Raw genomic sequence first — 16704 nt, 5'->3', positions numbered from 1 at the left:
CTGATGAAAAACATATTCACCAATACCATCGCCAAACGCTGGCTTATTTTAGCACTTTTTACGCTAATGACCTTCTTTGGATATTACTCATGGACCCAACTTTCTATAGAAGCTTACCCCGATATCGGCGACGTCAGTTCACAAGTGGTGACACAAGTACCGGGTCTTGCAGCCGAAGAAATAGAACAACAGATTACCATTCCAATAGAGCGTGCTATAAACGGCTTACCAGGTATGCATGTCATGCGTAGTAAAAGTACATTCGGGCTTTCCATGGTCACGATTGTCTTTCAAGATGGAACAGACGATTATTTCGCAAGAGCAAGGATTCAGGAGCGCCTGGCAGATTTGGAACTTCCCTATCAGGCAGCACCAAATCTTGACCCCCTCACCTCCCCTACAGGCGAGATATTCCGGTACATCATCGAAAGTAAATCGCATGACCTACGTGAACTAACCGATCTGCAAACTTTCGTCATCATACCCCGTATAAAACAAGTATCGGGCGTAGTCGATGTGACTAATTTCGGGGGGATTACCACACAATTTCAGATTGAAATCGAGCCACAAAAATTGCAGCAATATGGAATTTCCCTGAGTGAGGTCGTTAATAAAGTCGAAGCCAATAACACCAATGCAGGTGGAAGCGTGATGAATAGAGGAGATCAGTCTTACGTTGTAAGAGGTATTGGACTTGTCAGAACATTGGATGATATTGGTAATATTGTAGTCAAATCACAACAGGGTACAGCAATTTTGATGAAAGATATCGGTCAAATCAAATATGGCAATCTAGAACGAAAAGGTGCTTTAGGCTATTCAGACAAACGTGGTGTAAACTATTCAGACAATATCGAGGGAATCGTGCTCTTATTGAAGGGACAAAATCCATCGGTTGTTTTAGAAGGCGTGAACGCAGCTGTTGAAGAACTAAATGATAGCACTCTACCAGAAGGAGTCCAGATCCATCCGTTCATGGACCGTACCCACCTGGTTGAAACGACGTTACAAACCGTTTCACACACCCTTTTAGAAGGAATGGGATTAGTCATTATCGTACTGATTGTATTTTTAGGAAGTTGGCGCGGTGCGCTACTGGTTGCTATTACCATACCAGTAGCCTTATTAACTGCCTTTATCCTCATGCATTTCACCAATGTTCCAGCCAACTTACTGTCATTGGGTGCTATTGATTTTGGGATTATCGTCGATGGTGCAATTGTGATGATGGAAGCGATATTGAAAAAAAGAGAGGAAAATGAACATGAAGAACTCACCGAGTTTGGCGTGGCATCCCTAGTCAAGCAAATGGCTAAACCGATATTTTTCGCAACGATTATTATCATCACTGCCTACATTCCCTTGTTTGCCTTTGAACGCGTGGAGAAAAAATTATTCACTCCTATGGCGTTCACAGTAGGTTATGCCTTATTAGGAGCACTATTAGTAGCCTTATTTCTGATTCCAGGACTTGCTTACGTGGTCTATAGAAAGCCTCAAAAAGTATATCATAATAAATGGTTGGAGAAAATAACATCTGGTTACCATCGCCATGTGGATAAATTATTACAGCATCCAAAACGTGTGTTTTTACCTCTAGTACTTATATTCTCTGGTGCTGTGTTACTGACATCTACAGTTGGTAAAGACTTTCTACCCCCATTGGACGAAGGTTCCATCTGGCTACAAGTGTCTCTTCCTCCTGGAATAACGGTAGAAAAATCAAAAGAAATGAGCGATACGCTACGGGCTCGCACCTTAAAGTACGATGAAGTGACCTATATCATGGTACAAGCCGGCCGTAATGATGATGGCACAGACGCTTGGACACCTTCACATTTTGAGTGTAGCGTCGGATTGCTCCCTTATAAACAATGGAAAAATGGTCGAACCAAAGCTGATCTCATCGAAGAACTTGCTGCAGAATATGCACAGATGCCCGGTTATGATGTTGCCTTTTCTCAACCCATGATAGATGGTGTCATGGATAAAATAGCCGGAGCACATAGCGAATTGGTGGTAAAAGTATATGGCGAAGATTTCAAGGAAATCCGTAGGGTAGCAGAAGAAGTGCTTTCGACATTACGAAAAGTAAAAGGCGCAGTAGATTTGGCTATTGATCAAGAGCCCCCATTGCCCCAGTTACAGATTAAAGCAGATCGCAACAAAATAGCGCAATACGGACTAAACATCGCTGATGTTTCAGACCTTATTGAAACGGCTATCGGCGGAAAAGCGATTTCTCAAATATTTCAAGAAGGAAAAGTATGTGATATTATCTGTCGTTATAATGAAGAAAGTCGCAATACACCGGAAAAAATAGGAAATCTGATGCTCACCAATGAATCAGGAGCTAAAATTCCACTATCGCAGATTGCTGAAGTAAAACTCAATACAGGTGAGAGCACCATCGCTCGCGAGATGAATAAAAGACATTTAACAGTACGTCTTAACCTCCGCGGCAATAATTTGAGTTCATTTTTAAAAGAAGCACAAGCTAAAATAGAACAGGATATCCCCTATGACCACGACAGTATTAAAATCAAATGGGGCGGTCAATTTGAGAATCAAAATCGAGCATATCAACATCTGGCCATCATCGTACCTATGGCATTAGCGATTATGTTCATACTCCTTTATGGTGCTTTTGGGAGTTTTGCCCAAGCAGGATTGCTGATGAGCGTTGTCCCACTTGCCATATTTGGTGGCATGCTTGCCTTAAATGTTCGTGGAATGACCCTCAATGTATCTTCGGTAGTTGGTTTCATTGCTCTTTTTGGTGTTGCCATTCAAAACGGAGTATTGATGATATCACAATTCAATACCTTACGAAAAAAAGGCTATTCCTTACGACAAGCTGTTTCTGAAGGTTCACAACATCGCTTTAGACCGGTCATCATGACGGCTACAGTTGCTATTTTAGGCCTACTACCCGCATCCCTAGCTACAGGCATCGGTTCGGATGTGCAAAGACCATTGGCTACTGTAATCGTTTACGGATTATTCTTTGCGACCATCATCACACTCTATGCTTTGCCATCGCTCTATTATCTTTTAGAGAAAAAGAACGCTGAAAAAAATGAGCATTAGTATTCACCATAAAAACAAGGACATGTTAAACGTCAAAAAAATAAATAAGAAAAATCTATTACTCACCTGCTACATCCTTGTGCTCACTGCGGTAGCACAAGGTCAGGTCGATACTTCTTTTCAAAAAAAAACAATCGCTTACTCCGATTATATGGAAGCTGTAGCCAAGAACAATAAGGCTTTTGCTGCAGAAAAATTCAATATTCCTATTTCAGAAGCCGGTATAGAGATGGCTAAAGTTATCCCAGATCCCGAATTCAGTGCCGGTATCTTTAATAACGACCAGCGCAATAAAAAGATGGGTTACGGATACACCACTGAACTTGATTGGACAATAGAGCTTGGAGGAAAACGGAAGGCGCGCGTAGATCTTGCTAAAAGTGAATCCGAACTCAGCAAACACATTCTGATTGACTATTTTCGAAATCTTCAAGCAGATGCAACCCTTCAATATCTACTTGGCATCCAACATGAACAGCTAGTAAAACTGCAGCTCAATTCCTACGAAGCGATGAGCCAATTAGCAAAATCGGATAGTATGCGAGCGAAATTAGGTGCCATTACAGAAGTAGATGCTAAACAAAGTAAACTCGAAGCCTCAACCCTATGGAATGAAGCCACTTCGTCTATTGGAAGTTGGAAATCATCGCTGAGTAATCTAGCCTTACTGATGGGAAATTCGCAAATGGGCACCTTGTTGGCAACTGTTGGAGATTTTTCAGCCTTCCATAGAAATTTCCAATTGGCAGAACTGATCGAGAGCGCACAACTGAATCGCACAGATCTGCTATACGCGTTGCAAAATAAGGATGTGTCCGAAAAGATGATAAAATTGGCAAAGGCCAATAGAATCATTGATTTGGGCTTAGTTGCCGGTGTGGAATACAATGAAACAGCTAAAAATGAAACCGCTCCCAGCCCTTCTTTCACACAAAGCAATATTGGAGTACGGGTTCCATTAAAATTTTCCAACAAACGAAAAGGAGAACTAAAGGCTGCTTACTATACCGCTCAACAATCGGAAGTGGCATATAGTCAGGTCGAGTTGCAGGTACAGCGCGATGTTACCCAAGCATTTTACCAATACGAAGCCACCCAAAAACAACTACAACAATTTGATAGCGGCTTACTTCAAGATGCAAAATCTATCTTAGATGGCAAACTATATAGCTACAAACGAGGTGAAACGAGTTTATTAGAAGTGTTAACGGCACAACGTACCTACAATGAAGTGCAACAACATTATTATGAAATACGGTTCAATAATGCTGTAGCGCTTGTAGAATTAGAGCGATCAGTTGGAATCTGGGATATCAATTTTTAATATCGTGGTGCAATAAATGCATATTTTAAGATTAAATAGGTATTTGAAGCCTTTAATTTTGGTCGAATGAGCACGTAAATCAGAAAATCACAGTCTAAAAATAGCATCTTAAAAAAAATATTCTCCCTCAAAATAAAGGATTTAAGGAATAATTACGACATACGTTTGGCATATGTCAAGTATTTTTCTACCTTTGCATCACTCCAAACAACGAAGGAAACTTCAGAAATAAAGAGTACGATTTAGTAGCTCAGCTGGTAGAGCAATACACTTTTAATGTATGGGTCCTGGGTTCGAATCCCAGCTGGATCACAAAAAAAGCTTCACATAAATGTGAAGCTTTTTTTGTATCTGCTGTATTCGAACAGAAGTTACCCTTCTAGTCATAAATCATCTTAACGGATTGCCAGTGTAGGGATGAAAATTTGCAGTGTATTTATTAAACGGTCGAACTTTTTTGATATAGATGATTTATATCAATTCTGCTATTAGAGGGGGTGGGCGATTTTATAAGCCATAAGTGAGAAATGACGAAGACCACTGATCAGTGGTCTTCGTCATTTTTTAGATAATTATTTTTTAAGTTGTACCTTCAGTGGCTTAGCCCGCAAGTCTATCGAAATACTTTCTCCATTTACAAATAGATCTGAGTACCCAACGCTACCACCGGTTTTTTGAACCTTAACCTTAATTGTTATATCATTATAACCTTTAACTTTTAATATGCTTTCAGCAAACTCATTATTTTGAGCGTCCACATTTGCAAACACAATCAGCATCTTATCCTGCCTATCATTTATAATATTCATATTCTTTGGAAAATCCAGGTTTTTATGATTTTGAAGGATTTTATCACCTGCACTTGTGACGTAATATAGATCCAGATCAGCTATTGTCAACTTCGAATTAAGGACATTTATACCATTCTCATCTACTAAATTTAGCTGAACCTTGTCATATAGGTTTGTTTGCTTAGTTTCCTCTTTCTTACATGCAATGAAAGAAAGAACACTTACGATTATTAACAATAACTTGTTCATATTGATTTTATTTATGAATAGAATAAACCATTTGTCGTTTATATTGGTAATTTCCATTACCTGAATCTGCATTGGCATACCCGAACCAGCCGTTATGCGAACCACCCCATCCCCAATTCATGTGGAGCCACAGATATCCCCCTCCTCCAACTGTTGAACCATCGGGTAAAGTTTCGGAACATGTTATGAGCTGGTGAGCTCCGTCTACTATCCATACATGTCCGCCACCGTATGTAGGAAAAATTGATCCGCTCTTGGTACTGTAACCTGATAATATAGCGGGCCTGTTACTTGTTATTTCACTCAAAACTGTCGAAGAATTAAAATCACCCGAAGTTGCGGAAGTGGAATACCCAAGACTTTTAAAAGTAGAGGAAATATCACTTATGTTGGCAGCCGCTCCGGTTCCATCACAGTTATAATTTTAACCAACTGCATCCGCTGCCAGCCACATCAGTTTAGATATTTCATTTGCCCCTGCAGAAACATCTGAATAATTTGGAACACTACTGGGCATAATGCTATAATTAAATGTAGTTGGATACTGATGATATCTCATGACCTGTGCCATTGCAGTGGCTACACAACCAGTAAAAGCTTTACCATTGCAATAAAAAGGAGTACAACTTTTCGCCGGCATATAATTATTATAGCCACCGATTTGGTCCCAATTTGTTGTAAGAAGTGGACCCTTTACATATTCACTATCCTCACATTTTGGGGGTGGCGGTTTTGCGACATTTCCTCCAGCTGCCTTTGTTTTTATAGCAGAGACCATGTTACCGGATAATAGCTGAGTATATTTGGCTTTCTTCAATAGAATAGCCGCAACATTGGTTCCCTGAGTTCCTCTTGCTTTGATAGCATCAATTTCAAGTTTTGTATCGTTCAGCCATGCATCTGTGGCAAGTGGTACAGTATCAGAAGAAAAGGAGGTTTCGTCTGAATATGCGAGCACAGGGTTTGCTCTTCGGTCAGCTGCTAAGATAATAAAGCCGCCATCGGTATAGTTAAAAATGCGCATGACAATCGTTCCATCACTGCCTACTATTTCTTTCTCTAGAACTGTATTACTGCTTTTATTTACTCCCGTGCTGGCTTTTGCTTTCCTATGTAATATGAACTGCTGTAAAGAGTCAGCAATTGATTTGCTCTCTTTTAAGGTAACATAATTCCCATCATTTAAGTTGTCCTTATTAATATCCTCCCTGTTACACGAAAAGAAGATAAAAATAGCTAAATACAAATAAATTTTTCTCATAATCTAGTTCTTATGGTTAGTATTATAAATATACAATAAAAATAATCATAAACTTTAATTAACGAAATAGATAACTTTTTTTAACCTATATAAGTTAATAAAAACAATAAATCAACTGCGATTTCGTAATTTTTTTAATTAATGGATTTTAGGGTATAGAAAATTAGGAAGTGTAACAATTTCATAACAAATTTTCAGGTTCCTCAATAAAAGAAGCATGATCCAATTTTTATGATTTTTCCTAGGTGCATGCTGAAATTACGGTATAGCTTCTTTTTAACTGGGCTTGTCTTATTTTGGACCGCGCTTTTCGTTGCAAGTTCTCGCCCGGCTGTGGGCTTTTCTCTTCAATCACTCACGCAGTTTTTATCATGAACCCCACCACGCTGCAAAGCACATTTACTCCATTTCACATTCCATTCGTAAAAGAGCTTTTAGCAGCTCAATATAACAAATTGAAAGCTGCTTACCTTGCCGTCGCAACCACAAATCATCTTCCAATTCCCTATAAAATAATATAGCTTTTGAATTCATAAATCTTTAGAGAAAGATAAGATTAGGAATATCAGTTTTATCAAAAGAACAGTCGAAAAAGACATTCAAAGTACACAGGGCATCCAACCCTCAGCCCGCAAAAGACTACGGCATAAACACATGCCGTCGCACCCTCCCTTCCTTTATTCCGTTTCCTTTTGCCTTGCATCAATTCCCCTATGTACCGATTGACTTTCTTTTTTTTCCTGTTTTTTCTTCTGGATCAGTAATATAACTGTAGTCAACTCCTTCATCAGTTGCAAAGCGTTTTGCTATAGCCTTAATTTTAGCTTTTGGAATAGGCTTCCCGTAAAAAACAGCTCTATCTATATCTAACGGCTTTTCGATGCTGTAGACTAAGGTTGTAATGGTTTTCCCTTTAATAGGAAAAACACCTAGTGTTGTAGATCTGAATGGTTCGCCCGACATATCCACCTCTTTTAATTGCGCGAGGTCGATTGGCTTATTAACCACGATGGGCTCATCATCAGCTAAAATACTATAACGATAGTGCTGTACCTGGTCTGTCGGTCTGAAATAGATTTGGACACTCACATAATTGACCTCCGGTAAATAATTAAAGGATGTATTAGGCTGATTTGGGAATGTATTGTCGTAATTGACATTTGCCGCCGAACTATCCACACACATCAGGAGATTTCCTCCAGCAGCGTACGTATGAAAGAAGTTGATGCCTTGCGCATTTACTATTAATAGCGCAATAAAGAAACTGAGAACTGTAAAGATTAGCTTTTTCATAATATTGAATTTAATTTGCATCAAACTTGCGGTAATAATAGGAAAACTAAAACCATAAAACAGCAATGACATTGTTTGGAATAGTAAATGTAGTGTTCTGTGCAGTATTTGAATAGCGCAAAAGAAAATATCTGCGTTAAATAACCCAATTACGGTATTAGTCCACAGGGAGAGCGAGTGAAGCTTAAGACCAAAAGTGCTTAACGTAATAAATCAGTCATATTAATAAATACAGCTACTTTTTCTGTTTGAGAGTTGAAATAAAACACAATGTTAGTTTTTAACAAAATGTGCAAACTAAATCACAAAAAAAGCTTCACATAAATGTGAAGCTTTTTTTGTTTCTGGCGGATTCGAAGAGAATCGTTGGGATGGGTTCCATCCCATGCAAGATCTGGAAATGACTTAGAGTGTCCACTATTTTCCACAATCCTCTAAATCATGTATTTCTACTCGGTTATTTTTAAAGACTTAATTTAGTTGCAGCACCTTTATCCAACACCATTTCAACTCCATCAAATTCTTGTAAATAAGTAGCGGGTACTTCTGTTGTGATCTCGCTCTCTAATGCTTTTTGAACGATCTCCGCTTTACCTTCACCCCATGCCATTAAGATGATTTTCTTTGCTTTAGCTATCGTACCTACACCCATCGTAATCGCATGAGTGGGCACATTGGCTATACCATCAAAGTTTGCCGCTGCATCTGCACGGGTTACCTCATTGAGTTCCACCAGTCGCGTAAGCGAATCGACTGTCGAACCCGGCTCATTAAAACCGACGTGTCCTGTTCTACCAATACCCAAAAGCTGTAGATCCAATCCGCCGTAGCTTGTTATCTTTTGTTCGTAGGCTTCACAGTAGGCAGTCACATCATCGCTAGCTATCTCACCATCAGGAATATTAACATGCTCCTTCACGACATCTACATGATCGAAAAGATGTTCATTCATAAATGCAACATAACTTTGCTTGGCTGTAGGCTCCATCGGGTAGTACTCATCCAAGTTAAAAGTGATTACATTCTGAAAGCTCAATTCTTCTTCTTTATGCATACGAATCAGTTCGTTGTATACCTCAATTGGTGTCGCACCCGTTGCTAAACCTAATACTGCCTTTTCTCCAGCTTCATTTTTAGATTTAATTAAATCTGCTATCTGTTGAGCTACCGCAATAGATGCCTCATGCTTGTTGTCGTACACGCTTACTGTTGTACCTTTGTACGTAGTATTATTTACTGTTTTCATATTTCTACTTTATTTATTTTTTTCGTTTACGAACCGTGCCTTTTTCATGAAAGCATCTGTTATATTTAAAGAGCATGTGCATAAAAATCCAGACTCATCATAATGGTTAATGATAATGTGCTCGAATCGGGCTCGAATGACCATGCTTTCTTTTTAAAGAATACTTATGTTTGGCTCGGTTAAAAACACAATGATACAAAGAATATATTCAGATAGTTTTTATTGGAATGAAATTAACTGGTTCGAGTTTTATACCTACTGAACTATACCATTCCCTATCCAATAGTCTACCAACTTAAAATCCAAGTTTTTTTGTTTTACCATTCAAGAAATATAAAATAGTTATCTTATTGATTGACAAAAAATTACTAATTTTATAGATACCTATTACGCTATATGGACATGGGGTATGTTTAGCGAAATTCCATTTCGCAAATGGTGTTATTATAGGGCATTTTAGGAAGACCCCCAAAAAACAATGGTAAACTCAACTAAGGCAAGAAAATATGACGAACGACAAACTTGACATAAAATTGAGACAAACAGAAGTTGCAGACTTAGCTATTTTTTTTCTCTTTCAACTTGACAAAGAAGCAAATCATCTCGCTGCGTTCACACCAAAAGATCCGACAGACAAAGCCGCATATTTGACCAAATACACAAAATTATTGAATGATCCAACCGTAAATAATCAGACAATTATAGCGGACAATGTTATTGTAGGAAGTATAGCAAAGTTTGTCATGGAGGGCGATGCCGAAATTACCTATTGGATAGACAGAAAATTTTGGGGACAGGGAATTGCAACAAAAGCTTTAAAAAACTTTTTAGACATTGAAACGACAAGACCAATTTTTGGACGAGTTGCATTTGACAATTTTCGTTCACAAAACGTTTTAGAAAAAAGTGGCTTTCTCAAAATTGGTTGTAACAAAGGTTTTGCTAATGCACGACAAACTGAAATAGAAGAATTTATCTACAAGCTTGGCAGCTGAGCAATAGAAAAAACTACTTAAACAAAAAGTTATATAACCACTTAAATATATCTAAAATGAGACATTTAATTTTTTTCATGCACACTTCGCTTGACGGTTTTGTAGCTGGGCCAAACGGAGAAATGGACTGGATAAATTTAGACGATGAGCTATTTGACTTTGTGGCTACTATGACGGACAAAGCCGACACTGCACTTTATGGACGGGTAACTTACGAAATGATGCAAAATTATTGGCCAGCTGCTGGGGAAGACCCAAAGGCATCCAAACATGACAAAGAACATTCAGCATGGTATAAAAAGGTTGCAAAAATTGTTTTATCAAAAACCATCAGCGACAAAGGACTAGACAATACTATAGTCATTAGCGACCAACTTGCAGACAACATAAATAAAATAAAGAAACAAGTAGGGAAAGATATTTTGATTTTTGGAAGTCCAACTGCTTCTCATTCATTATTAAGTCAAGGTTTGATTGACGAATTTTGGTTATTTGTCAATCCAATTTTACTTGGACATGGAATCCCGTTATTTAAGGGTACGATTGAAACCACAAAATTGAAACTTGTAGAAACGAAAACGTTTTCTTGTGGCGTAATTGCACTTCATTATGAAACAAAACGTAATTAATGGACAATGGTCATTTAGTAAATAATTTTATAGACTTCTCTATTTCGGGTAACCACAACTCTGGGCTCGGCCCCAGAATTCAATAAGATTTGCAGACCGCAACAATTTAATCCTTCTTCCGATTCTTTTAACCGGTCTTTTTACTGTATTAGCAAAGAATGGAGCTCCTTTACCAATAGTAATCTTATCGAGAGAAATAGTTAGTTTACATCCTCTTCACTAAAACAGTTAACGCAACAATTATTAATCGATTATAGAAATAATGCTACTTCACCACTTTCTTCATGATTGAAAAACAGCTTTTAAAGACCAAAATGCCTGTTTCAGGTGAAAATCTGCCGCTTACCTTGAACACTTTATGCCTTTTGCTAGTTACTTCATCCATCACATGACCTATTTTCAATAGTTTTATGTCCTCCTTCTTCTAAAAAAGGAAGTACTTCTTCAAATAATCAGAACACTAATTGGCAACGAATGAATAGTTCTCCTAAAGGTATCCACATCTTAACAATAAGGTGACTTTGTCTACAATAAGCCTAATAGCTATTTAGAAATATGGAACACCTTTCCATATCATGTAGTACATTTTAGAAAAGAAAGAAATTGATTTTGACTCAATAAGTATAGACTCCTTTGGTAGTATATATCATTAAACGAAACTAGTGTATAACAATACAGGGAAAGCAATTACTTCTATACATAAAGGCCATCCTTTTCATAAACAGACTACGACTCAGCTAACCTGAGCATCATTTCTTTTCGACAACTGCTTAATTATTCAGAATAAGCTCCTCTTTTGTGTAAAAAGGGGGGACCTGTATCCCACGAAGTGCCTAGCATAACCTAAAAAGTATTCCTACCTAAGCCTCCCCCATTGCAACTTGACCGCACAATAGTTCAATAAATTAGCATGCTAACTATTATAAGTCATCGTTTAATGTAGGTTTTTACATATTATATCTTTGTCGCTCGTAGCATCTCTCTCTTTTCTGGCGCACCTGGAACTTGCGCAATAGTAAAGCCCAAAGCTTTTATACTTCTTTTCAGATTACCTGTGATGGCATAAGTAACAAATACACCACCAGGTTTAATAAATTTTGCTACATGCGCCAAAACTTCATCCGACCTCATCTCGGGCTGATGAATAGCAGCATCTTGTTTGTCCCATATAAGCACTAATTGTGCACTAAAAGCAAAAATCAGGTTACTCTTGTAACCTTTAATATGTTCATTAACTCTAATTGGATATAAACGATAATTTAAAATGAAAAAACCTAATTGGTAGTTGTCGACATAATAGCAATAATTGTAGGTTTACTCGTACTCAAAAATTCGTATCTTGGAGAGTATATCGTCACAACTTGGTTAACCTCGTATCTATAATAGTAAGACACTGATTTATAGCAATCACGACTTCTCAATGGGGATATTATCCAAAACAATAAATCAATAGATGAAAGACATGGATCAACGGACAGAAACGGAGATTATTTCCTGCATACTTCAGGGAGAAAAATCGCTCTACGAGGTGATCGTAAGAAGATTTAATCCATGCCTATATAAAGTAGGACGATCTTATAATTACAATCATGAAGATACACAGGATTTAATGCAGGATAGTTATTTGGACGCCTTTAGGTGTCTATCACAATTTGAACAACGTTCAAATTTCAAGACCTGGTTAATGCGTATCATGCTTAACAACTGTTATCATAAGAAACAGAAATTCAGTTATAAAAATGAATTGCCCACTGATAATATCAATGAAAATTTATGTCCCATGTTTAACAATTCAAACAATGATACCAACAGGCAAGTGTACAGTAGAGAACTGAGATATGTCATAGAAAAATCGTTGGAAAAAATTCCGGACGAGTATCGTATTGTTTTTTCTCTACGAGAAATAAACGGGCTCAATGTAGCAGAAACAGCAGAAGTGCTGGAAATTACCGAAAGTAATGTAAAAGTAAGACTTAACAGGGCCAAGGGAATGTTACAAAAAGAGCTGAAAAAGATATATTCTGAGACAGAACTATACGAATTCAACCTGATTTATTGTGATGCCATGGTCGATCGCGTGATGAAAAAAATAACTGAACAATACATATAATAGAACATATATGGAAGATTTATTGCATATGCCCGTAATAGGGCGTAACATAGACACCCCGTTACGAGAAGATGCATTTGAACTTAATGACAATGAGAAAATTGAAAAAATAGCTAGATTATTTAGTGAGATTATGTGGACACTGGGATTGGACTTGACCGACGATAGCCTGCGTGGCACTCCATTAAGAGTAGCTAAAATGTATGTTAACGAAGCATTCAGCGGATTGAATGCTGCGAATATGCCTCAAATAAGCCTCTTTGAAAACCGATATAGCTACGATCAGATGCTCATTGAAAAGGATATTACACTTTACTCCCATTGCGAACATCATTTTGTTCCCATCATTGGAAAAGTTCATGTTGCTTATATTCCACATGGAAAAGTAATTGGATTATCAAAAATCAATCGTTTGGTCCAATATTATGCCAAAAGACCACAAGTACAAGAACGTCTGACTATTCAGATTACAGAAGGTATGAAGCATGTCTTAGGCCATGATGATGTCGCTGTATGGATAGAAGCTGACCACCTCTGTGTAGCATCACGAGGCATAAAGGATACCAATAGCCGAACAATTACGGAGAACTATTCGGGGGTTTTCAATAATAAAGATATACAGCAAAAATTTATGACATACATTAATCGTTAATCATACCGGACATGAAAAGTATACTCAAGATTAGAGAAATCAAGCACCTTACCCATGATGTACTGCTGATTCAAACAGATAGACCAGATTCGATTACCTTTCAGCCAGGACAGGCTGCAGATATCGCCATCAATCTGCCCGATTGGTCCGATCAACTTCGACCTTTCACTTTCACCTCATTGCCAGAAGATGATTTTTTGGAGTTTACCATAAAAACATATCCCTCCCATCATGCTGTAACTGAGAAACTCCTTACTTTGGTAGCAGGCGATGAACTCATCGTACACAGTGTATTTGGCTCCATAACTTACAAAGGAGAAGGAATATTTATTGCGGGTGGAGCAGGTATTACACCTTTTATTGCCCTATTTCGTCATTTAGAGAAAGAAGGATCAATAGGAAATAACAAACTTCTATTTGCGAATAAGACAAGTGCAGATATAATCCAAAACACATATTTTCATACCTTATTAAAAGATAATTTTATTAATGTACTCTCGAAAGAACAACTAAAAGGATATGAAAGTGGCTATATCACAACAGACATTATCAGAAAACAGCAAGCTGCAGACCTGAAATATTATTATTTATGTGGCCCCCCAAACATGATGGATGCTATACAGAAGAGTTTAGAAACTTTGGGTGTGAACGAAAAATATATAGTACATGAAAGTTTCTGAACAACGTGTAAAAACAGACCGCTATGCACTGGTGACAGGCGCTTCTGATAGAATTGGAAAAGCAATAGCTTTGGAATTGGCAGAAATGGGGTATCATCTGGTATTGCATTATCGAAGTTCGCTAGCAAAAATTGAACAGGTAAAACAGCAGATTGAAGGTATAGGACGAAAGGCAGTTCTCGTACAATTCGATTTTTTAGCAGATAATGACTTTAATAAGGTCTTCGATGACCTAAAGTCGAAAAATATCATGATTGAAGTAATGATCAATAGCGCCTCAGATTTTTCACCTTCCAATTATACAAATAAAGGAAGTCTGATGCTTGGTCGCCAAATGAAGATCAATTTTGAAGGTGCTTATTCCCTTACTAAAGCTTTTTATCAAATATATGGCAAGGGAATCGTTATCAATCTTTTGGATACCAAAATCAATAAAAACCATACGATGCATCTGGATTATATCCTGGCAAAAAAGTTATTGGCCGAATTTACGAAAATATCAGCCTTGGAACTCGCTCCACATATACGCGTCAATGGGATCTGTCCGGGTTTAATTCTTCCTCCCAAGGGTAAGGGAGAACAATATTTAAAAGAGCTCGCGGAACATATTCCACTCAAACAGATTGGAAGTCTGGAAGATATTCAAAGAGCGGTTCGCTTTCTGGTCGAGATGTCCTTTATCACCGGACAACTACTCTTCATAGATGGCGGCGAACATTTATCATCATAAATCTATAATTAAAAATAAAATGCCAAACACATCATCTATAACAAAATTACTGACTATACAGGTTGACAATTTACGCTTACGGGCTTACATCGGCTATCTAGATTGGGAAAAAAGAAAATTACAGGATGTAGTTATATCATTCTCCTTCAAGTATAACGCTGCTATAGCAACGCTGCAAGATGATGTTCACTATGCAATAAATTATAAAGATGTGAACAAAACAATAATTAAGATTATTGATAATCAATCTTTCAACTTGATCGAAACCTTAGCAGAACAAGTATATACCGTTATTGCTGAGTTTGACCCTCGGATAGAAGAAATTAATATAACAGTTGAAAAACCGCATGCACTACGTTTTGCCGATAATGTAATGGTAAAGGTCTCCAGTAAAGACCGATTTAATTTGGCATTAATTGCTATGGGATCAAACATTGATTCCGAAATCAATATGCAAAAAGCATTAGAAAAACTGTGCAAACTGGGGACAGTAACAAAACGAACGGATTTTATCAAAACGAAGCCTCTGAAATTCAAAGATCAAGATGACTTTACAAACGGAGCTGTCTTATTACACAGTAATATGTCTATGTTACAGTTAAAATGGAAACTCAAAGAAATTGAAGCTCTGATGGGGAGAGTCCGAACAGATAATAAGAATGCACCACGTACTATTGATCTAGATATCGTTTGTTTCAATGAAATCATCATTGATGAAAAAGAGTTGGAAGAACTACCTTTTTTAAAAACATTTATAAAAGAATTGCAACCTAATAGCTTAGGTCTATCTCGTTCCTAAGGCGAACTGTATTGCTTAGTGCGTCAATTAAAATTTGATATTGCACGATATCCAATTCATCTAAATTAGAACCTAGGTATCTTTTCAACCATTCCTGAGCTGGAAAATAATCGAAGCACTTGAAGTTCCAGGCGCGCTCAGGAATGTTTCCGAAATATTGTTCATCATTGATATACACACTTCCTTCTCGAAATAGGTAAGAGTTCACCTGATTATCACCTACAATGGGGAAACTCGTTGAAATGTTAGCTGAATATGATTGATCAATCGCAGTTAAGTTTCTAAATACCTTTCCAATATGGACCAATTTCCAAAAAACATCCGCATCCGTTGGATAGGGAATTTCGATTACTTTTGATGACATCGATTCGTTAACACTGATAGCATTATCCGTAATGTACAAAAACGCATAACAATAATCTAAAATATCTACTCGGCAAAAAACCTGCTTAAACTCATCTCTTAACTCACTATTATGATATGCATAACAAACCTGACCAATATCTTCGGTCGTTTCTAAGAAAAGCCCTAACTGAGAGGCAAACCTATTCATAATGGACAATTCATCCTTTGAAGGTACCTGTGATGCAGTTCGTAAAACATGTAAAGTTAAATCAATAGCAAATAGCTGAAAAAACACTTCACCGCCATACTCACCTACTATAGTCGTTTGGTTAAGTTTAAGAGCGAACGAACATGTAAAATACCTCGACCTCGCTGGTGACAAGTTCTCACTTAATTCTAAATCAGTAATGATATAAGAGAAACACATATTTTCTTAATATATTGGTAAATTGCGCATAATTTATTAATTTAAAGAAAAATTATAAACGCTATTCTAATAACGCAAAAAAA

The 16704-nt window shown here is 37.4% G+C and carries 16 protein-coding genes and 1 tRNA gene; 10 read left to right on the top strand and 7 right to left on the bottom strand.

What is annotated here, in order from left to right:
• Positions 1–3 precede the first annotated feature (3 nt).
• The 3 genes from KO02_RS06615 to KO02_RS06605 all read left to right on the top strand — a co-directional run bounded on the left by KO02_RS06615 (position 4) and on the right by KO02_RS06605 (position 4726).
• A complete protein-coding gene (locus KO02_RS06615) occupies positions 4–3090 on the top strand; it encodes an efflux RND transporter permease subunit (RefSeq protein ID WP_038696889.1) in 3087 nt (1028 codons plus the stop codon).
• A gap of 22 nt (positions 3091–3112) precedes the next feature.
• Positions 3113–4414, top strand: coding sequence for a TolC family protein (locus KO02_RS06610; RefSeq protein ID WP_038702238.1), 1302 nt, complete (start codon positions 3113–3115; stop codon positions 4412–4414).
• Between the two features lie 239 nt (positions 4415–4653).
• A tRNA-Lys gene (locus KO02_RS06605) sits at positions 4654–4726 on the top strand.
• Positions 4727–4986: 260 nt separating this feature from the next.
• Here the strand turns inward: KO02_RS06605 and KO02_RS06600 are convergent.
• The 5 genes from KO02_RS06600 to nagB form a co-directional block, all read right to left on the bottom strand.
• Positions 4987–5454, bottom strand: coding sequence for a hypothetical protein (locus KO02_RS06600; protein WP_081918315.1), 468 nt, complete (start codon positions 5452–5454; stop codon positions 4987–4989).
• A gap of 7 nt (positions 5455–5461) precedes the next feature.
• Positions 5462–5833 carry a C10 family peptidase gene (locus tag KO02_RS23180; RefSeq protein WP_235212391.1) on the bottom strand — a complete coding sequence of 124 codons (372 nt, stop codon included), beginning with the start codon at positions 5831–5833 and terminating at the stop codon, positions 5462–5464.
• A 45-nt stretch (positions 5834–5878) separates the two neighbouring features.
• Positions 5879–6715 (bottom strand): Spi family protease inhibitor, encoded by an 837-nt coding sequence (locus KO02_RS06595; protein WP_038696885.1) that lies wholly within the window; start codon positions 6713–6715, stop codon positions 5879–5881.
• A gap of 711 nt (positions 6716–7426) precedes the next feature.
• Positions 7427–8008 carry a hypothetical protein gene (locus tag KO02_RS06590; RefSeq protein ID WP_200878606.1) on the bottom strand — a complete coding sequence of 194 codons (582 nt, stop codon included), beginning with the start codon at positions 8006–8008 and terminating at the stop codon, positions 7427–7429.
• Positions 8009–8471: 463 nt separating this feature from the next.
• On the bottom strand, positions 8472–9254 hold the full coding sequence (gene nagB / locus KO02_RS06585) for a glucosamine-6-phosphate deaminase (protein ID WP_038696881.1): 783 nt from the start codon (positions 9252–9254) through the stop codon (positions 8472–8474).
• Positions 9255–9760: 506 nt separating this feature from the next.
• Here nagB and KO02_RS06580 point away from each other — a divergent pair.
• Together KO02_RS06580 and KO02_RS06575 are read left to right on the top strand one after the other, a co-directional pair.
• Positions 9761–10249, top strand: a complete 489-nt coding sequence (locus KO02_RS06580; RefSeq protein ID WP_038696879.1) for a GNAT family N-acetyltransferase — start codon at positions 9761–9763, stop codon at positions 10247–10249.
• A gap of 56 nt (positions 10250–10305) precedes the next feature.
• Positions 10306–10878, top strand: a complete 573-nt coding sequence (locus KO02_RS06575; protein WP_038696877.1) for a dihydrofolate reductase family protein — start codon at positions 10306–10308, stop codon at positions 10876–10878.
• A gap of 954 nt (positions 10879–11832) precedes the next feature.
• On the opposite strand, the gene KO02_RS06570 is transcribed toward KO02_RS06575, so the two are convergent.
• The gene (locus KO02_RS06570) at positions 11833–12054 is read right to left on the bottom strand and encodes an MnmC family methyltransferase (protein ID WP_051959786.1); all 222 of its coding nucleotides are present in this window, start codon (positions 12052–12054) and stop codon (positions 11833–11835) included.
• 277 nt (positions 12055–12331) lie between these two features.
• Between KO02_RS06570 and KO02_RS06565 the strand changes: the two genes are divergently transcribed.
• From KO02_RS06565 to folK, 5 genes are read left to right on the top strand one after another with little or no spacing between them, the layout of a single operon-like run.
• Positions 12332–12988 carry a sigma-70 family RNA polymerase sigma factor gene (locus KO02_RS06565; RefSeq protein ID WP_038696875.1) on the top strand — a complete coding sequence of 219 codons (657 nt, stop codon included), beginning with the start codon at positions 12332–12334 and terminating at the stop codon, positions 12986–12988.
• A 10-nt stretch (positions 12989–12998) separates the two neighbouring features.
• On the top strand, positions 12999–13640 hold the full coding sequence (gene folE / locus KO02_RS06560; RefSeq protein WP_051959785.1) for a GTP cyclohydrolase I FolE: 642 nt from the start codon (positions 12999–13001) through the stop codon (positions 13638–13640).
• Positions 13641–13651: 11 nt separating this feature from the next.
• On the top strand, positions 13652–14320 hold the full coding sequence (locus KO02_RS06555) for a flavodoxin reductase (protein WP_038696870.1): 669 nt from the start codon (positions 13652–13654) through the stop codon (positions 14318–14320).
• Positions 14307–15050: an SDR family oxidoreductase gene (locus KO02_RS06550; protein ID WP_038696868.1), complete on the top strand. Its 744-nt coding sequence runs from the start codon at positions 14307–14309 to the stop codon at positions 15048–15050. The genes KO02_RS06555 and KO02_RS06550 overlap by 14 nt, the downstream gene beginning before the upstream one ends.
• Before the next feature lie 19 nt (positions 15051–15069).
• Complete coding sequence (folK, locus tag KO02_RS22700) at positions 15070–15849, top strand: 2-amino-4-hydroxy-6-hydroxymethyldihydropteridine diphosphokinase (RefSeq protein WP_158500269.1); 780 nt, start codon at positions 15070–15072, stop codon at positions 15847–15849.
• Here the strand turns inward: folK and KO02_RS06540 are convergent.
• The gene (locus KO02_RS06540; protein WP_038696866.1) at positions 15821–16621 is read right to left on the bottom strand and encodes a type ISP restriction/modification enzyme; all 801 of its coding nucleotides are present in this window, start codon (positions 16619–16621) and stop codon (positions 15821–15823) included. The genes folK and KO02_RS06540 overlap by 29 nt on opposite strands.
• Positions 16622–16704 lie beyond the last annotated feature (83 nt).

This window comes from Sphingobacterium sp. ML3W, from assembly GCF_000747525.1.
Taxonomy (GTDB): domain Bacteria; phylum Bacteroidota; class Bacteroidia; order Sphingobacteriales; family Sphingobacteriaceae; genus Sphingobacterium.
This window is presented reverse-complemented; position numbering and strand designations above follow the sequence as displayed.